General features: G+C 44.6%; 19 protein-coding genes. 13 read left to right on the top strand and 6 right to left on the bottom strand.

Translation table 11 applies throughout. The annotated features are described in order from the left end of the window. The first annotated feature begins 172 nt into the window (after positions 1 to 172). The 7 genes from glpF to BSI_RS08105 all read left to right on the top strand — a co-directional run bounded on the left by glpF (position 173) and on the right by BSI_RS08105 (position 8,649). Entirely contained in the window at positions 173 to 997 is an 825-nt protein-coding gene (gene glpF, locus BSI_RS08075; RefSeq protein WP_003239586.1) for a glycerol uptake facilitator protein GlpF, read from the top strand. An 18-nt stretch (positions 998 to 1,015) separates the two neighbouring features. After that, a complete protein-coding gene (gene glpK / locus BSI_RS08080) occupies positions 1,016 to 2,506 on the top strand; it encodes a glycerol kinase GlpK (protein WP_003239584.1) in 1,491 nt (496 codons plus the stop codon). A 141-nt stretch (positions 2,507 to 2,647) separates the two neighbouring features. After that, complete coding sequence (gene glpD / locus BSI_RS08085) at positions 2,648 to 4,315, top strand: glycerol-3-phosphate dehydrogenase (protein ID WP_080030844.1); 1,668 nt, start codon at positions 2,648 to 2,650, stop codon at positions 4,313 to 4,315. Positions 4,316 to 4,446: 131 nt separating this feature from the next. Next, on the top strand, positions 4,447 to 6,192 hold the full coding sequence (locus tag BSI_RS08090) for a phospho-sugar mutase (protein WP_003239582.1): 1,746 nt from the start codon (positions 4,447 to 4,449) through the stop codon (positions 6,190 to 6,192). A gap of 149 nt (positions 6,193 to 6,341) precedes the next feature. Beyond that, positions 6,342 to 7,484 carry a GAF domain-containing sensor histidine kinase gene (locus BSI_RS08095; protein ID WP_032732159.1) on the top strand — a complete coding sequence of 381 codons (1,143 nt, stop codon included), beginning with the start codon at positions 6,342 to 6,344 and terminating at the stop codon, positions 7,482 to 7,484. Further along, positions 7,481 to 8,128 (top strand): response regulator, encoded by a 648-nt coding sequence (locus BSI_RS08100; RefSeq protein WP_003239580.1) that lies wholly within the window; start codon positions 7,481 to 7,483, stop codon positions 8,126 to 8,128. The genes BSI_RS08095 and BSI_RS08100 overlap by 4 nt, the downstream gene beginning before the upstream one ends. Next, the gene (locus tag BSI_RS08105) at positions 8,125 to 8,649 is read left to right on the top strand and encodes an NADPH-dependent FMN reductase (protein ID WP_003239579.1); all 525 of its coding nucleotides are present in this window, start codon (positions 8,125 to 8,127) and stop codon (positions 8,647 to 8,649) included. Before BSI_RS08100 ends, BSI_RS08105 begins: the two co-directional genes overlap by 4 nt. Positions 8,650 to 8,663: 14 nt before the next feature. On the opposite strand, the gene BSI_RS08110 is transcribed toward BSI_RS08105, so the two are convergent. Next, positions 8,664 to 8,906, bottom strand: coding sequence for a YhdB family protein (locus BSI_RS08110; RefSeq protein ID WP_003224139.1), 243 nt, complete (start codon positions 8,904 to 8,906; stop codon positions 8,664 to 8,666). A gap of 200 nt (positions 8,907 to 9,106) precedes the next feature. Here BSI_RS08110 and BSI_RS08115 point away from each other — a divergent pair, with 200 nt between their 5' ends. Next, positions 9,107 to 9,430, top strand: coding sequence for a YqzG/YhdC family protein (locus BSI_RS08115; RefSeq protein WP_003239578.1), 324 nt, complete (start codon positions 9,107 to 9,109; stop codon positions 9,428 to 9,430). Between the two features lie 41 nt (positions 9,431 to 9,471). Here BSI_RS08115 and lytF read toward each other — a convergent pair whose 3' ends face one another. The 3 genes from lytF to BSI_RS08130 form a co-directional block, all read right to left on the bottom strand. After that, on the bottom strand, positions 9,472 to 10,911 hold the full coding sequence (lytF, locus tag BSI_RS08120) for a peptidoglycan endopeptidase LytF (RefSeq protein ID WP_003239577.1): 1,440 nt from the start codon (positions 10,909 to 10,911) through the stop codon (positions 9,472 to 9,474). Positions 10,912 to 11,063: 152 nt separating this feature from the next. Then, positions 11,064 to 11,504, bottom strand: a complete 441-nt coding sequence (gene nsrR / locus BSI_RS08125) for a nitric oxide-sensing transcriptional repressor NsrR (RefSeq protein WP_003239574.1) — start codon at positions 11,502 to 11,504, stop codon at positions 11,064 to 11,066. 113 nt (positions 11,505 to 11,617) lie between these two features. After that, on the bottom strand, positions 11,618 to 13,144 hold the full coding sequence (locus tag BSI_RS08130; RefSeq protein WP_003239573.1) for a mechanosensitive ion channel: 1,527 nt from the start codon (positions 13,142 to 13,144) through the stop codon (positions 11,618 to 11,620). A 165-nt stretch (positions 13,145 to 13,309) separates the two neighbouring features. Between BSI_RS08130 and spoVR the strand changes: the two genes are divergently transcribed. Beyond that, positions 13,310 to 14,716, top strand: a complete 1,407-nt coding sequence (spoVR, locus tag BSI_RS08135) for a stage V sporulation protein SpoVR (protein WP_003239572.1) — start codon at positions 13,310 to 13,312, stop codon at positions 14,714 to 14,716. A 35-nt stretch (positions 14,717 to 14,751) separates the two neighbouring features. On the opposite strand, the gene phoA is transcribed toward spoVR, so the two are convergent. Beyond that, entirely contained in the window at positions 14,752 to 16,128 is a 1,377-nt protein-coding gene (gene phoA, locus BSI_RS08140) for an alkaline phosphatase PhoA (RefSeq protein WP_003239571.1), read from the bottom strand. A gap of 541 nt (positions 16,129 to 16,669) precedes the next feature. Between phoA and lytE the strand changes: the two genes are divergently transcribed. Continuing rightward, positions 16,670 to 17,680 (top strand): peptidoglycan endopeptidase LytE, encoded by a 1,011-nt coding sequence (lytE, locus tag BSI_RS08145; RefSeq protein WP_003239569.1) that lies wholly within the window; start codon positions 16,670 to 16,672, stop codon positions 17,678 to 17,680. A gap of 70 nt (positions 17,681 to 17,750) precedes the next feature. On the opposite strand, the gene citR is transcribed toward lytE, so the two are convergent. Then, a complete protein-coding gene (citR, locus tag BSI_RS08150; RefSeq protein ID WP_003239568.1) occupies positions 17,751 to 18,626 on the bottom strand; it encodes a transcriptional regulator CitR in 876 nt (291 codons plus the stop codon). A gap of 108 nt (positions 18,627 to 18,734) precedes the next feature. Here citR and citA point away from each other — a divergent pair, with 108 nt between their 5' ends. The 3 genes from citA (at position 18,735) to bcaP (ending at position 22,431) form a co-directional block, all read left to right on the top strand. Beyond that, positions 18,735 to 19,835, top strand: coding sequence for a citrate synthase CitA (gene citA / locus BSI_RS08155; RefSeq protein ID WP_003239567.1), 1,101 nt, complete (start codon positions 18,735 to 18,737; stop codon positions 19,833 to 19,835). 73 nt (positions 19,836 to 19,908) lie between these two features. Further along, the gene (locus BSI_RS08160; RefSeq protein ID WP_003239566.1) at positions 19,909 to 20,778 is read left to right on the top strand and encodes an SDR family oxidoreductase; all 870 of its coding nucleotides are present in this window, start codon (positions 19,909 to 19,911) and stop codon (positions 20,776 to 20,778) included. Between the two features lie 255 nt (positions 20,779 to 21,033). Next, positions 21,034 to 22,431 (top strand): branched-chain amino acid transporter BcaP, encoded by a 1,398-nt coding sequence (gene bcaP / locus BSI_RS08165; RefSeq protein ID WP_003239563.1) that lies wholly within the window; start codon positions 21,034 to 21,036, stop codon positions 22,429 to 22,431. Positions 22,432 to 22,465: the final 34 nt, after the last annotated feature.

Genomic DNA, 22,465 nt, shown 5'->3' with positions numbered 1-22,465 from the left:
TTTCATCCACTGATACAATTGCACTAGGTTAATACATTGTGATGGAGAACTCGGAGACCACAGCAGCTCTTTACGGTAAATGTTTATGCACCCGTAAAGCGGTTTGTTGTGGTTTTTTTCTTCTCTTCTTCTCTATCATACTTCTTAATCGTGACTCTAGGAGGAATGTGCTATGACAGCATTTTGGGGAGAAGTCATCGGTACGATGCTGCTGATCATTTTTGGAGCAGGGGTTTGTGCAGGTGTCAATTTAAAGAAATCGCTTTCATTCCAGTCTGGCTGGATTGTTGTTGTATTTGGGTGGGGATTGGGTGTTGCCATGGCGGCTTATGCAGTTGGCGGCATAAGCGGAGCACACTTGAATCCGGCGCTAACGATAGCGCTTGCATTTGTTGGAGATTTTCCGTGGGAAGAGGTTCCCGTTTATATTGCGGCGCAAATGATCGGAGCGATCATCGGTGCGGTGATTATCTATTTGCATTACCTTCCGCATTGGAAGTCAACGGATGATCCCGCTGCCAAACTGGGTGTTTTCTCAACTGGCCCGAGCATACCGCATACATTTGCAAACGTTTTAAGTGAAGTAATTGGGACTTTTGTCCTTGTGCTTGGAATCCTGGCCATTGGGGCAAATCAATTTACAGAAGGGCTTAATCCTTTAATCGTCGGTTTCCTCATTGTGGCGATCGGTATCTCTCTTGGAGGCACCACCGGCTATGCGATTAATCCGGCCCGTGACTTAGGCCCGCGGATTGCCCACGCTTTTCTTCCGATTCCGGGGAAAGGCTCATCAAATTGGAAATACGCGTGGGTTCCGGTAGTCGGCCCGATTTTAGGCGGATCATTCGGCGGCGTATTTTACAACGCTGCATTTAAAGGGCACATCACAAGCAGTTTCTGGATTGTAAGCGTTATATTGGTTGTGGTATTGTTAGGACTCTATGTTTATACGAAATCACATTCAGCTAAAACATTATCAAATTCAAAATATATTTAATCAAAGGGGAGACATCTTATGGAAACGTACATTTTATCCTTAGATCAGGGGACGACAAGTTCAAGAGCGATTCTGTTTAATAAAGAAGGCAAAATCGTTCACTCCGCTCAAAAGGAATTTACACAATACTTCCCGCACCCAGGATGGGTTGAGCATAATGCCAATGAAATTTGGGGCTCTGTTCTCGCTGTTATTGCAACAGTCATTTCTGAATCGGGGATCAGTGCTTCGCAAATTGCCGGCATAGGTATCACGAACCAGCGTGAGACGGCAGTTGTGTGGGATAAGGACACAGGAAACCCTGTCTATAATGCGATCGTTTGGCAGTCCAGACAGACGTCCGGTATTTGTGAGGAGCTTCGTGAAAAAGGATATAATGATCTATTCAGAGAAAAAACGGGGCTTTTAATCGATCCGTATTTCTCCGGCACAAAGGTGAAGTGGATTTTAGATAATGTGGAAGGCGCGCGAGAAAAAGCGGAAAAAGGCGAGCTGCTGTTTGGAACGATTGATACATGGCTCATCTGGAAAATGTCCGGAGGAAAAGCGCATGTGACTGATTACTCCAATGCCTCCAGAACGCTGATGTTTAATATTTACGATTTGAAATGGGACGATGAGCTTCTCGACATTTTAGATGTACCGAAATCAATGCTTCCTGAGGTGAAACCATCCTCCCAGGTGTATGCTGAAACTGTTGATTATCACTTCTTCGGCAAAAATATTCCGATTGCGGGAGCGGCAGGCGACCAGCAGTCCGCGCTGTTCGGCCAGGCGTGCTTTGAAGAAGGCATGGGGAAAAACACGTACGGCACAGGATGTTTCATGCTGATGAATACCGGGGAAAAAGCAATTAAGTCCGAACACGGGCTTTTAACGACAATTGCATGGGGCATTGATGGAAAAGTTGAATATGCTTTAGAAGGCAGTATTTTTGTCGCAGGCTCTGCCATCCAATGGCTCAGAGATGGATTGAGAATGTTCCAGGATTCTTCGCTAAGTGAATCTTACGCGGAGAAAGTGGATTCAACTGACGGCGTATATGTTGTTCCCGCATTTGTCGGCTTGGGAACGCCATACTGGGACAGCGACGTGCGCGGTTCGGTTTTCGGCCTGACAAGAGGCACAACAAAAGAACATTTTATCCGCGCGACACTGGAGTCTTTGGCTTACCAGACAAAAGATGTGCTTGACGCAATGGAAGCTGATTCAAACATTCAATTAAAGACGCTTCGTGTAGACGGGGGTGCCGTGAAAAATAATTTCCTGATGCAGTTCCAGGGAGATCTTCTGAATGTCCCTGTGGAGCGGCCGGAAATTAATGAAACAACTGCGCTTGGCGCAGCTTATTTGGCAGGTATTGCTGTGGGATTCTGGAAGGACCGTTCTGAAATCGCGAACCAGTGGAATCTGGATAAACGGTTTGAACCTGAATTAGAAGAAGAAAAACGAAATGAGCTGTATACAGGCTGGCAAAAAGCTGTTAAAGCAGCTATGGCTTTTAAATAGACTGAGAGTATGATATACTGATTACAAGTTAATAAGAACGGTCCTGAGATGAGGAGAGACCACAGCACCAAAGTGTAAGCATGCACTTTGGCTGTTGTGGTCTCTTTTTCTATTTACACACCGTGACAACAAGGAGGAGCAATAATGAAACATCAATTTTCAAGTCTTGAAAGAGATCGCATGCTGACAGACATGACGAAAAAAACATATGATCTATTTATTATCGGAGGAGGAATTACAGGAGCGGGAACAGCTCTTGACGCGGCATCAAGGGGAATGAAGGTTGCGCTCAGCGAAATGCAGGATTTCGCGGCGGGAACATCAAGCCGATCAACGAAGCTGGTTCATGGCGGCTTGCGCTATTTAAAACAATTTGAAGTGAAAATGGTCGCTGAGGTAGGGAAAGAACGGGCGATTGTTTATGAAAACGGCCCGCACGTCACCACGCCGGAATGGATGCTGCTTCCGTTTCACAAAGGCGGCACATTCGGTTCGTTTACAACATCTATCGGGTTAAGAGTTTATGACTTTCTGGCAGGTGTGAAAAAGTCAGAACGAAGAAGCATGCTTTCAGCAAAAGAAACGCTGCAAAAGGAGCCATTGGTGAAAAAAGACGGCTTAAAAGGCGGCGGATACTATGTGGAATACCGCACTGACGATGCGAGACTGACAATCGAAGTCATGAAGGAAGCGGTGAAATTCGGAGCAGAGCCTGTGAATTATTCCAAAGTGAAAGAGCTCCTTTACGAAAAAGGCAAAGCAGTCGGCGTATTAATTGAAGATGTGCTGACAAAGAAAGAATATAAAGTGTATGCGAAAAAAATTGTTAATGCGACAGGCCCTTGGGTCGATCAGCTTAGAGAAAAAGACCATTCGAAAAACGGAAAGCATTTGCAGCATACAAAAGGCGTTCACCTTGTATTTGACCAGTCTGTCTTCCCGCTGAAACAGGCGGTATATTTCGATACACCTGACGGCCGTATGGTATTTGCGATTCCACGTGAAGGCAAAACATACGTGGGGACAACAGACACCGTTTACAAAGAGGCGCTTGAGCATCCGCGAATGACAACGGCGGATCGTGATTACGTCATCAATTCAATCAATTATATGTTCCCGGAACTGAATATCACTGCGAACGATATTGAATCCAGCTGGGCGGGGCTGCGTCCGCTGATTCATGAAGAAGGCAAAGACCCTTCTGAAATTTCACGGAAAGACGAGATTTGGACATCTGACTCAGGCTTGATCACCATCGCCGGCGGAAAACTGACCGGATACAGAAAAATGGCTGAGCACATCGTCGATCTTGTGCGTGATCGCTTAAAAGAAGAAGGCGAAAAGGATTTCGGGCCATGTAAAACGAAAAACATGCCAATCTCAGGAGGGCACGTCGGCGGTTCTAAAAATCTCATGTCATTCGTTACGGCGAAAACGAAAGAAGGAATCGCAGCCGGTTTATCAGAAAAAGACGCAAAACAGCTGGCGATCAGATACGGCTCTAACGTAGAGCATGTATTTAACCGCGTGGAAGGACTGAAGGACGAGGCGGCGAAACGCCACGTTCCGGTTCATATTCTTGCTGAGACAGAATACAGTATAGAAGAAGAGCTGGCCGCAACACCTGCTGACTTCTTTGTCCGCAGAACGGGACGTTTATTTTTTGATATCAATTGGGTAAGAACATATAAAGATGCCGTTATTGATTTTATGAGCGAGCGATTCCAATGGGATGAGCAGACGAAAAACAAACATACAGAAAACCTTAACAAGCTTTTACACGATGCGGTTGTGCCGCTCGAACAATAAATCATAACGGGCTGCCTGTCAGCCCGTTATTTCTTTTACGAGCCGAAAGTGCCAGATCTCAGGTTATCAAGTGACAGAGGCACTCGCTTCATATAAAATAATGGCATAAGCTGATACATAGGAGGACGAATATGACTTGGAGAAAGAGCTATGAACGCTGGAAACAGACAGAAAATTTAGATCCGGAACTAAAAGAGCGCCTCGCTGAATTAGAGGGGAATGAACAGGCTCTTGAGGACTGCTTCTATAAAAACCTTGAATTCGGTACTGGCGGAATGCGCGGAGAAATCGGCGCCGGGACGAATCGCATGAATATTTACACTGTGCGCAAAGCATCAGCCGGGTTTGCGGCATATATCTTGCAGCAAGGTGAGGAAGCGAAAAAACGGGGCGTTGTCATTGCTTATGATTCCCGACATAAATCGCCGGAGTTCGCGATGGAAGCGGCAAAAACACTTGCTACACAAGGAATCCAAACATACGTATTTGATGAGCTTCGCCCGACGCCGGAGCTGTCATTCGCTGTCAGACAGCTGAACGCCTATGGGGGAATTGTGGTGACGGCAAGCCATAATCCGCCTGAATATAACGGCTACAAAGTATACGGAGATGACGGCGGCCAGCTGCCTCCAAAGGAAGCGGACATCGTCATTGATCAGGTAAATGCGATTGAAAATGAGCTGACGATCACAGTCGACGATGAAAAAGCGTTAAAAGAAAAAGGCTTAATCAAGATCATCGGTGAAGACATTGATCAAGTCTATACAGAAAAACTGACGTCCATTTCTGTTCATCCTGAGTTATCCGGAGAAGTAGAAGTAAACGTTGTTTTCACACCGCTGCATGGAACTGCAAATAAACCGGTTAGACGCGGTCTTGAAGCACTCGGCTACAAAAATGTAACGGTTGTCAAAGAACAGGAGCTGCCGGATTCAGACTTCTCTACTGTTAGCTCTCCAAACCCGGAAGAGCATGCGGCATTCGAATATGCCATTAAGCTAGGGGAGGAGCAGAATGCAGATATTCTCATCGCAACAGACCCTGACGCTGACCGCCTCGGCATTGCGGTGAAAAACGATCAAGGCAAATATACAGTGCTGACAGGAAACCAAACCGGTGCGCTGCTGCTTCATTACTTGCTTTCTGAAAAGAAAAAGCAAGGCATCCTGCCTGACAATGGTGTTGTGCTCAAAACAATCGTCACAAGTGAAATCGGGCGTGCTGTCGCTTCTTCATTCGGCCTTGATACGATTGATACGCTGACAGGCTTTAAGTTTATCGGTGAAAAGATTAAGGAATACGAGGCATCAGGCCAGTATACCTTCCAATTCGGTTATGAAGAGAGCTACGGTTACTTAATCGGGGATTTTGCCCGCGACAAGGACGCCATTCAGGCAGCGCTCTTGGCAGTTGAAGTTTGCGCGTTCTATAAAAAACAAGGAATGTCATTGTATGAAGCGCTCATCAATCTCTTCAACGAATACGGTTTTTATCGTGAAGGGCTGAAATCCCTGACGCTGAAAGGAAAACAGGGAGCAGAACAGATTGAAGCGATTTTGGCTTCCTTCAGACAAAATCCGCCGCAAAAAATGGCCGGCAAACAGGTTGTCACAGCCGAAGACTATGCTGTAAGCAAACGGACGCTTCTGACGGAAAACAAAGAAGAAGCGATCGATCTGCCAAAATCAAATGTACTGAAATACTTCCTGGAAGACGGGTCTTGGTTCTGCCTCCGCCCTTCCGGAACTGAGCCGAAGGTCAAATTCTACTTCGCTGTAAAAGGAACCTCTTTAGAAGACAGTGAAAAGCGTCTTGCCGCGCTTTCTGACGATGTAATGAAGGCTGTAGACGACATTGTAGAGGCTACAGCTAAATAGTTCAAGCATAAGCTGGATCATTGTAAATGATCCGGCTTTTTTCTTTTCTCATCCAAAAGTCTGAAAGAAAATCATCCCTCAAGCGAAGTAACGAAATACAAAAAACTGGTATAATCTTAAATAACAAGACCAATGCCGGAGTGAGAAACATGAGCAATACGAGGATGGAAAAATTAAAAACGCTGAAAACGATTGCGGAAACCTTAAATCAAGGGCACGATGTCAAAGCAACACTGGATGAGGTTTTAAAAGAATTGCTGAGCCTGACGAACCTTCAATCCGGATGGATTTTTTTGATCGAAGAAGACGGCTCCTATACGTTAGCGGCCGACGCTTATCTGCCCCCGGCTTTAAGCCGCAAGGAAAAAGTGCTGATGTGCGAAGGGGAGTGCTACTGCCTGACGAAATTCAATAACGGAGGGCTGAGAAGGGCCGCTAATATAATGAACTGCAAACGCATAGAATCAGCCAAGGAACTGCATTGTTTTGACACTGAAGGGATTACGCATCATGCAACTGTGCCTTTAGAAGACGGGGACAGGAGATTCGGATTGTTAAATGTAGCGGCGGCCGGAAAAACCATGTTTGATGAGGAAGAGCTGCATTTACTCGAGTCTGTCGCCTTTCAGATCGGAACGGCAATCCAGCGCATGAAGCTTTCAGAATATAAACAAAAAAATGCTCTTTTAATGGAGCGCAACCGCCTCGCTCAGGAGCTTCACGATTCCGTCAATCAAATGCTGTTTTCCGTCAGTTTAACAGCCAGAGCGGCAAAGACACTAACAAAAGATGAGAATTTGCAGCAGATGATTGATTTCATTCAGAACTTATCACAGGACGCGCTCGCAGAAATGAAAGCATTAATTTGGCAGCTTCGTCCCGGAGGATTGGAAAAAGGGCTGTCTGAAGCCATTAAAAGCTATGGCGCGCTGATCGGATTAAATGTCATTTTCACACAAAAAGGCTGTCTTGCTCTTACTGATGAGCAGGAGCATATGCTGTGGCGTATAGTACAGGAAGCTTTAAACAACTGCAAAAAGCATGCCGGTACTGATACGGCGTATGTCAGCCTGACTGCTTCTTCGTACCATGCGGAGCTGGATATCATCGATCATGGGGCAGGGTTTCGCTATGAAGCGCATGACGGGGTGCCTTCACTTGGCATCAAGGGTATGAAAGAACGGGCAGTAAAAGCCGGCGCGGCGTTTGTGATTGAGTCAGAGCTTGGTGCGGGGACAAAGCTGTTCGTCAGGCTTCCGCTAACCAATCAGAAAGGAAGGACAGTGCAATGAAAATTGTAATTGCGGATGATCACCATGTTGTCAGAAAGGGGCTTCGTTTTTTCTTCGCCATCCAGAATGATATTGAAGTTGCCGGCGAGGCCGCAACCGGAACAGAAGCTCTCCGTGTCATTGAAGAGACAAAGCCTGATCTTGTGCTGATGGATCTGTCTATGCCCGAGATGGACGGCATTCAAGCCATAAAAAAAGCAGTACAGCAATTTCCGGGCATTAATATCATTGTGCTGACGAGCTATTCCGATCAAGAGCACGTCATCCCGGCGCTGCAGGCGGGGGCGAAGGCGTATCAATTAAAGGATACGGAGCCAGAGGAATTGGTAAAAACACTAAGACAAGTGCATGCCGGCGAATACAAGCTTTCTTCAGCTATTATGCCCCATGTGCTGACACATATGAGAAATCAGCACGATCCGGAAAAAGAAAAATTTTATCAATTAACACGAAGGGAAAAGGACGTTCTGAACGAAATTGCCAACGGCAAAAGCAATAAAGAAATCGCGGCAGCCTTGTTTATTTCAGAAAAAACAGTGAAAACCCATGTGTCGAATCTTTTAGCAAAGCTTGATGTAGCCGACCGAACGCAAGCAGCGCTTTTCGCAGTGAAATATAACCTGAATGGAGAGATCACGAAATGAACATGTTAGTCATAAACGGTACGCCCAGAAAACATGGCAGAACAAGAATTGCCGCATCCTATATTTCAGCGCTGTATCACGCGGACTTGATTGATCTAAGCGAGTTTATATTGCCGATTTTTAATGGTGAAGCGGAGCAATCCGAACTTTTGCAAGTACAGGAGCTTAAGCAGCGCGTCACTAAAGCGGATGCGATTATCTTATTATCTCCTGAGTATCACAGCGGCATGAGCGGCGCTTTAAAAAATGCGCTGGATTTTCTAAGCAGCGAACAATTTAAATATAAGCCCGTTGCGTTATTGGCAGTGGCGGGAGGCGGAAAAGGCGGCATCAACGCGCTGAACAATATGAGAACGGTCATGCGGGGTGTCTACGCCAATGTCATTCCGAAGCAGCTCGTGCTTGATCCGGTGCACATTGATGTTGAAAATGCTGCAGTGACGGAAAATATAAAGGCCGGCTTAAAAGAGCTTGTCGAAGAACTAAGCCTGTTCGCAAAAGCAGGAAATCCCGGCGTCTGAACGCCGGGATTTGTTTATGTGAGCAAGGCTAATTGATCTTCGTAAGTCAGCTCTGTGGCATGATCAATATAACGGAGAAGGGAATACAGCATCTTTTCAAGAACGGCGTAATCCTGTTCAAAATGATACGCATGCAAAAAATGCTCGATTCGTTTTGATAACAAATCATCCTCTGTACGCACCATTAAAATCAATAAATTATCCCATTGAGAACGGTGAGTGTAATACAGCGCTTTATCGTAATCGGCATAATCCATGAATCGCTTCTCCTTTCTTGTGTGAGAAGTTCATGATTAGTTTATGCCGCATCCTATGTTATTGACGGGGCAAAACTTGGCGTCTGCGGCAGTACAGGGGTAGCAATATGAGGGAGACATAAAATCAAAATGCCTGAATGAAGCCATCGCTTTTGGAAATCCTATGAAAGAACATAATCTGGGTACAGGAGACTGAAAACATGAAATCTCTGCCGTATACCATTGCGCTTCTTTTTTGCGGATTAATCATCGTGTCAATGGCTGCAAAAGGGCATTCAACGGACACAAACGAGTCCGTTCAAAAGTGGGAAAAGCTCGCCTGGAGCAAAATTCAGGATGAATATAAGGGGGCTTCGTTTTCTGATTACGCTTATATGGGACGGACCGAGGTGAATGATGAGCAGACGAAAGATGTCTTTCGGGTGACGGTCAAACAGAATGACGACACATTTTCTGTTCGGGCAGAAGTTTATTTTCATCCGTTGACAAAACATATGATCAGCATCAACGTCTTTAGGCTCTAAGCAAAAAACTGTACAGCCCTGAGGCCATACAGTTTCTGTTTTTAGAAATATCGTTTTGCACCGAGATAGCGCTGTTTCCAGTAAGAGTTGTTCATACTGGAAATGACAACTCCGGAATCATTGGCATTAATGAACTCCCCGTTTCCAAGATAAATTCCGACGTGGGAAGGGCCTGCTTTATATGTTGTAAAGAAAACGAAATCTCCGACAGCAGGCTGGCTGACAGATTTCATTGTGTTCCAATATCCGGCTGCCGTTAATCTTGATACGGATGTGACTTTGTTCAGTGCATAGTAAATGAAACCGCTGCAGTCAAATCCGGCGGGTGTCGTGCCTCCCCAGCGATATGGAACCCCAAGCTGCTCTTTAGCGGCGGCAATCATAGTGTTGATTTTCGCGCTTGAAGAGCTGGTAGTGCTTGATGACCCGGATGAAGCAGAGGATGAAGATGAGGCTTTTCCGGTAATGACCAGCTTTTGGCCAACCTGCAAGACATCCGTTTTTAAATTGTTTTTCTCCCGAATCTGCTGAGCTGTTACATTAAACTTTTGAGCAATCACCCACAAGGAATCGCCGCTTTTCACCGTGTATGTAGTCGTCGTCATGCCGGAGCTTGCATTTGACGAAGAAGACGATGACGATGAAGAAGAGCCTGAAGATGCTTTACCTGTCAGCTTCAGCACTTGTCCGACGTACAGCACGTCTGATTTCAGATTGTTGCTGTTTCGGATTTGCTGTACAGTCAGGTTATAGTTGTTTGCAATTTTCCAAAGTGAATCTCCGCTTTTTACAGTGTATTTCGTTGTTGCTGAAGTTTGGTTCGAATTAGATGAAGTGTCTTTGGAAGACGTATTAGAACCGCTAGATTTTGTTTTTAACACTTGATTCACATAAATGGTGTCTGATTTTAAGTTGTTCAAGACCTTCAATTCAGCGACGGACATATTGACTTTGTTTGCAATTTTCCAAAGCGAATCTCCAAGCTTCACCTTATATGTTCCGGTAGAAGATGAAGAGCTTGAGCTCTTATTGGAACTGCTTTTTTTACTGGTACTAGAGCTTGAGGAAACCGTACCGGATACCTTTAATTTCTGCCCCGCACGAATCATGTCGCTGCTTAGGCCATTTAATTTTTTCAGTTCCTGCACCGTCATTTTATACTCATTTGCGATCAGCCAAAGTGAATCTCCGCTTTTCACTGTGTAAACAGAACTTCCGCTCTTCTTGGTTGTTGAGCTTGAAGTAGATGAAGTGCTGGAATTGCTGCCTGGAATGGTAAGCGTCTGGCCGATCGACAGAACAGTAGTCGAAAGATGGTTGGCGGATGTGATAGCCGCCACACTTGTATTGTAGTTTTGGGCCAGTTTCCATAAAGAATCTCCGCTTTTCACCTTAATCGTTGCTGCCTCAGCTGGTGCCACTGCTAAAGTTGTGCTGACAATCGCAGATGCTGTCAGCCCTGCTGCTAATTTCTTTTTCATCTGAGCTCTCCTTTTTCCCCCAATGATTTTGAATTCGCTGTTTCTTTTTTATATCGGCAGATTTGTCTCATCGTTTTGCCTTTTTTTAAAAACAGCCATATTATCTTAACAAAAAGGGGGAAAAAGGACATAAAAAAAGAAGGAATCATTTTCTATTCCTTCATTCTTAAAAGCTTCATGATATCTTCCTTGTTTTTAACAAGGTCGCGCAGCGTATAGTTGTCTAAAACCGCAAGATAGGCCATAAGCGCTTCATTAAGTACATGTTTTAAGCCGCACACCGGGGAAATAATGCAAAGATTCTTGTTCGCATCAAAACATTCCACAATATTAAAATCATCTTCCGTTTTTCTGACAACCTCACCGATATTGATGTCTTCAGGGTCCATGCCTAAACGTATGCCGCCGCCTCGTCCGCGTATCGTTTCTACGTAGCCGAGCTGGCCGAGCCTGTATATGACTTTCATGAGATGGTTTTTTGAAATAGAATATGTTTCGGCAATCTGTTTTATATTTGAAAGTTCTCCGGGACGTTCTGCAGCCAGAAAAATCAACACTCTTAACGAATAATCTGTATAATTTGTTAACTTCATAATAAGACCTCATAATAAGACATTTTCTATATCTTATCATAATCGATCGAAAAATGAAAAAAAAGGAATTTTTCAATAAAAAACGTACACCCTGCTGGGTGCACGTTTTTTATTTACATGTGATTCGGTGGATTTTGGTTTTTACGGTTCTTATCGATTTCGGTGTTTTGCATTTTGCGTTCAAATGTAGACAGATAACGTGATGCAAAATCCTTTCCGCCAAGGCCGAAGGATAAACCGAAAGCGAGTGCGAAGCCGCTAAGCACGATAATGAACGCGGAATTGACGATTGTTTCAGCGACACCAAGCTGATCCAGGGCCATAAAGAAAGCAAGTGCAATAATCGTATACTTAGCAATCGCTGCTAAAGACTTGAATTCCTGGCCTTTAATGATGCTGGCGAGCACTTTTCGCACCATTTCTCCGGCGTAAAGGCCGATTCCGAGAATGAATATGGCGACAAGGACATTTGGAAGATACGCGATGATGCCAGTCGCAATCTCTACGAGGAAGTGCAGCTGAACAATTTGTAGCGCCTCGGCTGTAAACAGCAGAATGACAATGATTTGCGCAATCATACCGACAACTTGAGACAGGGACAGCTTTGCAGATGTTCCTGCTTCCATACCCATTTTTCCTAACACAGAATCAAAGCCTGCACGATGGAGCAGTCCGGACACCATGGTGTTCACCCATTTTCCTGCCCACATACCCGCTAAAATAAGCACAATGGCAATGATGATATTCGGAAGCATGTTTAAAATGGTATTCAGCATAGAGACAGCCGGTTTCGAAATGCCGGCGACATCAAGCTGGTCAAGCGCAGAAATGACAACCGGTATTAAAATCAGCACATAAGCGATTGTTCCGATGACTGCAGAAAGGCTTGTATCTTTTAAATAAATAGATAAACCCATACGTGCAGCGAATCTTTCCGTGCCGATGCTTGCTAGGAAATTCGTAATGATGTCACGTACAAGACGGGCAACAAGCCAGCCGATTAAAACGATAAGCGCCGCAGCAAATAATTTCGGCAGAAAAGCGAGCACGCTTTCCATCATATTTGTAAACGGGCCTGAAATGCCGCTGATTTTCAAAGAAGATAAGACCCCTGGGAGGAAAACGAGCAGCACAAGGTAAAAGACAATTTGTGAAGCGGCATTGACTGCCTGATGAATATCTGTCCCTTCAGATACCAAATTCCACTTGCGCACCTTGTCACTCGTGCTCAGCTTCATCCCGATTTTTTTGACAAGGAAGCTCAATACAGCGGCTGCAGCCCATCCTAACAGCAGGATGAGTCCGGCCTTCAGCACGCTTGGGATAGCCGCTGTAATTGCGGAAAGCATGCTGACAAACGGTGATGCCACTGTTGTCAGGTGCAGAATGTTAAAGAATAAAATAAAGACGATAATCAATGCAATAAAATAAACGACCTTGCTTATGACTTTTTCCGAGGAATAGCGTGATGGCTTTTTCCCAGCAAAGAGCTTGTCGTCGATTTTTGTTTTTCTGAGCCCTTTGTATACCGCTTTTTCAATGATTTTAGCGATAGCCCATCCGATTAATAAGACGAGTAAGGCAATGATTAAGTTTGGCAGCTTACTGAGATAAGAAGAAAGCATGTCTGCTACATTCAATTGGTATCGCTCCTTTTTTTCGTAATATGATGTGTTTTTACCCACTGACACAATCGGCAAACAGCTGAATGTGCGGGGCGAATTTTTTTCTTGCCCAAGTGCGGCTATCATCTTTTGTCAGGCGGGCTCATACATTATAGATAAGTCCAAGTAGGGGGGATTCGGTTGAACGCGGAGGAGAAGAAGGGATTACAGCGGGCAATTGAGGAAATTACCGAAATTGCAAAGGGATTCGGCCTTGATTTCTACCCGATGAGATATGAAATCTGCCCGGCTGAAATTATTTATACATTCGGCGCGTACGGGATGCCGACAAGATTCAGCCACTGGAGCTTCGGCAAGCAGTTTCACAAAATGAAGCTGCATTATGATCTTGGATTAAGCAAGATTTATGAACTGGTCATTAACTCAGATCCATGCTACGCTTTTTTGCTGGACAGCAACTCACTGATCCAAAATAAATTGATTGTTGCTCACGTTCTCGCCCATTGTGATTTCTTCAAAAACAACTGCCGCTTCCAAAACACGAAGCGCGATATGGTGGAAAGCATGGCGGCAACGGCCGAGCGGATTAAACACTATGAACAGGTTCACGGGATAAAGGAAGTCGAGGCTTTTTTAGACGCGATCCTATCGATTCAGGAGCATATCGATCCGTCTTTGGTCCGTCCGAAGCTCCTATGGAGTGTGGATGATGAGGAAGAGGAGCTTGAAGAGGCAGCGACGCCTTACGATGATTTATGGTCTTTGGATGAAAAGAAACCGAAAAAACAAGTGAAAAAATCGAAAAAACCTTTCCCGCCGCGGCCGGAAAAAGATATTCTGCTTTTTATCGAGGAGCATTCCCGGGATCTAGAGCCGTGGCAGCGTGATATTTTAACGATGATGAGAGAGGAAATGCTTTATTTCTGGCCTCAGCTGGAAACAAAGATTATGAATGAGGGCTGGGCTTCCTATTGGCACCAGCGAATTATACGTGAGCTTGATTTAACTTCTGATGAAGCGATAGAGTTCGCCAAGCTGAATGCAGGTGTCGTCCAGCCGTCCAAAACGGGTATCAATCCTTATTATTTAGGGCTGAAAATTTTTGAAGACATTGAGGAGCGGTACAACAACCCGACTGAGGAAATGAAAAAAATAGGCGTAAAGCCTGACTCGGGCCGGGAGAAAATGTTTGAGGTCAGGGAAATTGAATCCGATATCTCTTTCATCCGCAATTATTTAACAAAAGACTTAGTTATGCGGGAGGATCTTTATTTATTTCAAAAGCAGGGCAGAGATTATAAAATCGTCGATAAAGAGTGGGAGTCGGTGCGCGACCAGCTCGTGAGCATGCGGGTAAACGGCGGGTTTCCGTATTTGACAGTAAACGACGGCGACTATATGAAAAATAACGAGCTCTATATTAAGCATTGGTATGAGGGCATAGAGCTGGATTTGAAATATTTGGAGAAAGTGCTCCCTTATTTATTTCAGCTTTGGGGGAGAAGCGTGCACATCGAGTCTGTGCTTGAGGATAAGGAAGTCGTGTTTTCGTATGACGGAAAAGGTGTTCACCGCAGGTACCTTTAAAAAAAAGAGGATGCAGCGTTCTGCATCCTCTTTTTTTATTTTCCTGTTTTCAAAATCTTAAAGATGATTTTTGCCTGGTCGGTATTGTTAATCAGTCCGCGGAATTTCTCTTTTCCTGGACCGTACGCGTATACCGGCACTTCTTCGCCCGTATGATCGGTACTCGTCCATCCGCTGTTAGACCGTGTGTTCAGGATCTTGATGATGGCTTTATAGGCGCCTTTGTCCTTGTCAGCCTGGGCTGCTGTTTCAACGCTTTTGATTTCTTCAGTTGTGAAGTCAAGGTCAGTATAGCGGGCGAGCACATCTTTTGCCGGTTTGCCCTCATTGATTTTCTTTGCCATAAATTCAGGTGTTTTTTTGGCGGCGAGAATCGGCTCCGCGTGCCAATTCTTTTCACCGTTTGCGCCAATGGTAAATCCGCCGGTTGTATGGTCAGCAGCTGCAATGACAAGCGTGTGTTTATCTTTTTTCGCAAAGTCAATCGCGGCTTTATAGGCCTGTTCAAAATCTTTAACCTCGCTCATGGCTCCTACTGTATCATTGTCATGGGCCGCCCAGTCGATTTGGCTGCCTTCGACCATTAAGAAAAATCCTTTTTTATTTTGGTTCAGACGGTCAATGGCTGAAACCGTCATGTCTTTGAGAGAAGGTGTTTTGCTGTCACGGTCCAGCGCTTTAGCAAGCCCTCCGTCTGCGAAAAGCCCAAGCACCTGCTGATCTTTATTCTTCTTCAGCGCTTGTTTTGTTGTCACATAGCTGTAGCCTGCTTGTTTGAATTCCTTCGTTAAATTTCTGTCCTTACGGTTAAAATACGATTTTCCGCCGCCAAGCAAAACGTCTATTTTTTGTTTGCCTTTTATTTTGTCATCCATATAGCTGTTGGCGATTTGGTCCATGTTTTTCCGAGATTCGTTGTGGGCGCCATATGCGGCAGGGGTGGCGTGATTTATTTCAGACGTTGCGACGAGTCCGGTCGATTTGCCTTGCTGTTTGGCTTCTTCGAGCACTGATTTTACTTTTTTTCCGTTTTTATCGACGCCAATTGCATTGTTATATGTCTTAACGCCTGTCGCCAATGCAGTTCCGGCTGCGGCTGAGTCTGTAATATTATAGTCAGGGTCATCCGGGTGCGTCATCATCATGCCTGTCAGGTTCCGGTCAAATTCAGTTAACTTCGGGTTATTCGGTGTTTCACCGTTATTTTTCATGGAACGGTAGGCGTTTATGTACGATGCTCCCATGCCGTCACCAATCATCACAATGACATTTCTGATCTCGTCTTTGTTTTGTTTTTTGGCGCTTGCTTTTTCGGTCTGCTGCAGTTCTGCACCGGCGAATATGCCGGCTGTAAGCACGGAAACAGCTGCGATGGGCACAAGTTTTGATTTCAAGTTTTGAAACAGACTCATTTTTTTGCAGGCCTCCTTTAATGTATTCTGTATATTATGTTAGGGGAATTTTGTTAAATGCGGCTGTTGACCGTGTAAACATTAAGTAAAGCATTGTAAGGAAAAGAAAAACGTCGTTTCGTTATTTTGTCTTATTTGGTTCAAAGCATTCATTTTTCCAGAAAAATCTTTACCTCTCTGTCCTTGCATGATATGTTTGTTTAAATAAAAAAACTGCGGTTCCCCGCAGCTTTCCACGAATACTCTTTATCACTCATTCTTCCAATATGTGTGTAGACCCCGAAAGTTTTTCATTTATTTCCTTTAAGTTGAAAAACCTCCCAAATCACATGACAAAAGGACTCGTTTTTTGTCACCTTTGAAACGAAAATGAAATATTTAATACCCTTACAAACTTTTTTTTAGAACGAATAATTAAGAAATTTGTCACATGAAGTCAAGTCTATTTCTGTTGGGAATCTATCCTTATAATAGAAAACAATAAGATTAATTTAAAAAAAGAGATCAATATATATAGATATAAATATTTGGGGAGGAAAATATGAAAAAGCAAATCATTACAGCCACAACAGCAGTAGTTTTAGGATCGACATTATTTGCAGGAGCGGCATCTGCACAAAGCATCAAGGTGAAAAAAGGCGACACGTTATGGGAACTTTCAAGAAAATACGACACAACGATCAGTAAAATTAAATCAGAGAACCACCTTCGTTCAGACATCATTTACGCAGGGCAGACTTTATCGATTAACGGCAAATCTACAAGTTCAAAAAGCAGCAGTTCTTCATCTTCTTCTACATACAAAGTAAAGAGCGGGGACAGCCTTTGGAAAATTTCGAACAAATACGGCATGACAGTCAGTGAACTGAAAAAACTGAATGGCTTAAAATCAGATTTGCTCCGCATTGGACAAGTCCTGAAACTGAAAGGTTCAACAAGTTCAAGCAGCTCCAGCTCATCTAAGGTGTCATCGTCTTCAACTTCTACATATAAAGTAAAGAGCGGAGACAGCCTTTCTAAAATTGCGAGCAAATATGGCACAACAGTTAGCAAATTAAAAAGCTTAAACGGCTTAAAATCAGATTTAATCTATGCCGGCCAAGTGTTGAAAGTGAAAGGAACAAGCTCAAGCACAGGATCAAAAAATGTTTCTTCCAGCACTTCATCATCTTCAAGCAGCAAAACGTCATCTACATCACTTAATGTGAGCAAGCTGGTTTCTGATGCAAAAGCGTTAGTCGGAACGCCATACAAATGGGGCGGAACGACAACTTCCGGCTTTGACTGCAGCGGGTTCATCTGGTACGTACTGAATAAACAAACAAGTGTGGGCAGAACAAGCACTGCGGGCTACTGGAGTTCTATGAAGAGCATTGCCAACCCGTCTGTCGGTGATTTCGTCTTCTTCACAACATATAAATCCGGCCCTTCTCACATGGGGATTTACGTTGGAAACAACAGTTTCATTCATGCAGGATCTGACGGCGTACAAATCAGCAGCCTGAACAACAGCTACTGGAAGCCTCGTTACCTCGGTGCGAAAAGATTCTAATTTTAGAAGGAAACCCGTTCATTGGAACGGGTTTTTTTCATTAGACGGAGCTCATCCGTTTTGGTTGCATCTAAAAATGAAAATGTGATAAAAAATCCAAGAATTTTTTTTCTTTCTTATTTTCATAAAGGGCGATTGCGTAAGCGCCGGCATAGGGCAGCTGTACAGATTGATAAGGGATTTTGATCATCTGTTTCTCTGCCAACTCACGCTTTACCGTAGATAAGGGCAGAAATGAAACCCCGAGTCCTTCCTTGATAAACCGTTTCGTTATATGTGTTTGTGTGACTTTCATTGTTCTCACAAATGGAAATGTCACTCTGACCTGACGGAGCAAGTCGTCCCAGTAATCAGGATGATTGTGGGTCAAAAGCAGGTATTGCTCGAGCACCTCTTTGGCATCAATTTCTTTGTCTGCCATGAAACGCTGATCGGGCGGGGCAACAAGGACAACAGGGTCTTTATATAAGCAGTGGCAGGTTAAAGAGGAAGACTGCACCTTTAAACAGCTCAGTCCGATATCTGCTTCCCCGGCTTTAATCAGTGACGCGATTTCTGCCGATTCAAAAATCGTTACCGCCATTTCTGTTTCTGTATTCATTGCTGTGTACCGCTTCATGACAGACGGAAGCACAGTATCTGCGATAAGCGGAGAAACTGCGAGCTGTAAGGTTTGACAGTAGCCTTGTCTCACTCTGTGAAGCTCTGCCATGCTGTTTTCGTAATCATCAAGAAGCCTGAGTGCATACGGCAAATAAGCCCTGCCTTCATCAGTCAGCTGGATCTTCCTGCCTTTTCGCTCGAACAGCTTGCAGCTGATTTCTTTTTCTAATTGCTTAATATGCACGGTCACAGTAGGCTGAGATAAAAAAAGCGTTTCCGCTGTTTTTCGGAAGTTTTCATATTTCGCAGCGGTCACAAAGGTGTGTAGCCATTTGAAATCCATTTCTAATCTCCCTCTGATTAATAATTTTAATTAATTCCCTTTAAAATATTCAATATTTTTTAAATATTATATTTACTATAATAACAGAAAAGGATAGGGGGAATACAAATGGTACATTACGGATTAAAGGGAATTACATGTGTAGAAACATCTATCAGCCATATTGATGGCGAAAAAGGCCGCCTGATTTACAGAGGGCAGCATGCTAAAGACATCGCCCTGAATCACAGCTTTGAAGAAGCGGCTTATTTAATTTTATTTGGGAAGCTGCCGTCATCTGAAGAATTGCAGACATTTGAAGAGAAGCTTGCTGCGGAGCGGCATTTGCCGGAACACATAGAGCGCTTGATTCAGTCACTGCCAAACAACATGGACGACATGTCGGTGCTGAGAACGGTTGTTTCAGCATTGGGGGAAAATGCGTACACGTTTCATCCGAAAACAGAAGAAGCAATTCGGCTGATTGCAATCACGCCTTCCATCATTGCGTACAGAAAACGGTGGACGCGAGATGAAAAAGCAATTGCGCCATCTTCCCAGTACGGACATGTCGAAAACTACTATTATATGCTCACAGGTGAACAGCCTTCAGAGGCAAAAAAGAAAGCGCTTGAAACATATATGATTCTGGCCATGGAGCACGGCATGAACGCCTCCACTTTTTCTGCACGTGTCACATTATCTACAGAGAGTGATTTAGTGTCAGCTGTCACTGCTGCTCTCGGCACGATGAAAGGCCCGCTGCACGGAGGCGCTCCTTCTGCGGTGACCAAAATGCTTGAAGACATTGGAGAAAAAGAAAATGCTGAAGCTTATCTGACAAAAAAACTCGAGAAAGGAGAGCGCCTGATGGGGTTCGGCCATAGGGTGTACAAGACGAAGGACCCGCGGGCAGAAGCTCTGAGACAGAAAGCAGAAGAGGTGGCCGGCAATGACCGCGACCTTGATCTTGCACTGCACGTAGAAGCAGAAGCGATTCGTTTGCTTGAAATCTACAAACCGGGACGCAAGCTATATACAAATGTTGAATTTTATGCGGCTGCTGTGATGAAGGCGATTGATTTTGACGATGAATTGTTCACACCGACCTTTTCAGCAAGCCGAATGGTAGGGTGGTGCGCCCATGTGCTGGAACAGGCAGAAAACAACATGATTTTCCGCCCGTCAGCGAAATATACAGGTGCCATTCCTGAAGAAGTTCTTTCATAACATATTTTGCTGTTTATTCGCTTCTATAGCGTGGTAACGTTCAGTATCAACCACATGTCTAGGAGTGAAGAATATGAACCCAATGGACAGACAAACAGAAGGGCAAGAGCCGCAGCATCAGGACAGACAGCCGGGCATTGAGTCACAAATGAATCCGCTGCCTCTGTCAGAGGACGAGGATTATCAAGGAAGCGGAAAACTGAAAGGAAAAGTCGCGATCATTACTGGGGGCGACAGCGGAATAGGGAGAGCGGCAGCGATTGCGTTTGCTAAAGAAGGGGCCGATATCTCCATTCTTTACTTAGATGAGCATTCTGACGCAGAGGAAACGCGTAAACGGATCGAAAAGGAACATGTCCGCTGCCTGCTTATCCCGGGAGATGTCGGGGACGAGAACCATTGTGAACAAGCTGTGCAGCAAACAGTGGACCATTTTGGTAAACTCGATATCTTGGTGAACAACGCTGCTGAACAGCATCCGCAGGACAGCATTCTCAATATTTCAACAGAACAGCTGGAAAAAACATTTCGCACAAACATTTTTTCCATGTTTCATATGACGAAGAAAGCTTTGCCCCACCTTAGAGAGGGGAGTGCCATTATTAATACGACATCGATTACCGCTTATGAAGGCGATACGATGTTAATTGATTATTCCAGCACAAAGGGTGCGATTGTCTCCTTTACGCGGTCCATGGCGATGTCCCTTGCGGATAAAGGCATCAGAGTGAATGCAGTGGCGCCCGGCCCAATTTGGACACCGCTTATTCCGGCGACATTCCCGGAGGAAAAAGTGAAACAGCATGGCTTGGATACCCCAATGGGGAGACCGGGACAGCCGGTTGAGCATGCAGGCGCCTATGTCCTGCTGGCGTCTGATGAATCTTCCTATATGACAGGTCAGACCATTCACGTAAATGGCGGCCGTTTTATTTCAACATAATGAAACGAAAAACCAGCATGATTGCTGGTTTTTTTGCGCGGCAAGATATTTTAAAATAAAAAATTTGTCGATTTTTCTAAAAATTTTGTTTTCATTTTTGTGATTTTATATATAATATTGAGTAGGAGAAAGGAATGATTCGCCACCGGTACAAATAGAGTAGAAAAAAAGAAAAATGACCATTGTCACTCATGAATTCAGAAAATTCAAATAAAATATATAAAAATAGATAATTAGTCTAGGAGTTGAAGGGGAATGAAAGGGAGCGTATTTAGGAAGAAAAGCATTCAGGATTTACTCGCTGCGACGAGCGGTGAAAAATCTTTAAAAAGAGAATTAGGGGCATTCGACTTAACATTGCTTGGAATAGGAGCCATTATTGGCACAGGGATTTTTGTACTGACAGGAACAGGTGCAGTCACGGCTGGTCCCGGACTAACCGTTTCATTTGTTGTAGCGGCGCTGGCTTGTTTATTCGCTGCCCTGTCTTACGCAGAATTTGCTTCAAGTGTGCCTGTTTCTGGTTCGGTGTACACATTCACTTATGCGACTTTGGGAGAGCTTATGGCCTTCATTATCGGGTGGGATTTAATTTTAGAGTACATGCTGGCGGTAAGCGCGGTGTCAGTCGGCTGGTCTGGTTATTTCCAATCGTTTTTATCAGGGCTCGGCATTCATCTTCCGGTTGCTTTAACAGCGGCACCTGGGGCGGTAAAAGGTACATTTACCATTTTTAATCTGCCTGCATTCGTGATTGTGATGGCGATAACGTTTTTGCTTTATTTAGGGATCAAAGAATCAAAAAGAGTCAACAACATCATGGTTATCTTGAAAGTGCTTGTCGTTCTGCTGTTTATCGCGGTGGCAGCCGTTTACGTGAAGCCGCATAACTGGCAGCCGTTTATGCCGATGGGCTTTGGCGGCGTATTCAGCGCAGCGGCGCTCGTATTCTTTGCTTTTATCGGATTTGACGCTGTATCCTCTGCTGCGGAAGAGACAAAAAATCCTGCGAAGGATCTGCCTAAAGGCATTATTTTCTCTTTATTGGTTTGCACGGTTTTATATGTCACCGTATCAGCGATCATGACAGGGGTTATCCCGTTTGCCCAGTTTGCGGGTGTGGATCATCCGGTTTCTCTCGTCCTTCAAAGCGCCGGGCAAAACTGGGTGGCAGGCATCATTGATATTGGCGCCGTTTTGGGAATGACAACAGTTATGCTTGTGATGCTTTATGGACAGACACGCGTCATGTTTGCCATGTCGCGTGATGGACTGGTGCCGGGTTCACTTTCTAAGGTGCATCCAAAGCACAAAACACCTTATGTAGCCACTTGGTTTTTCGGAACGATGTCGGCGCTTCTAGGCTCACTTGTTCCGCTGGATGAACTTGCAAAACTGGTAAACATCGGAACGCTGTCAGCATTTGTGCTGATTTCTGTGGCAGTTATCGTTTTGAGAAAGAAACAGCCGGATCTTCCGAGAGCCTTTAAATGCCCAGGGGTTCCGGTTATCCCAGGCCTGGCGATTCTGTTCTGCCTGTTCTTAATTTTAAATCTTGGATGGGTGACGATTGTCCGCTTCCTTGTTTGGCTGTTAATCGGCTTGGCAATCTATTTCCTGTATTCAAGAAAGCATTCAAAATTAAATCAATAATCTTTTGTTCAAGAGAGAGCGGTCATACAGGGCC

This window comes from Bacillus inaquosorum KCTC 13429 (assembly GCF_000332645.1).
GTDB classification, from domain to species: domain Bacteria; phylum Bacillota; class Bacilli; order Bacillales; family Bacillaceae; genus Bacillus; species Bacillus inaquosorum.
This window is presented reverse-complemented; position numbering and strand designations above follow the sequence as displayed.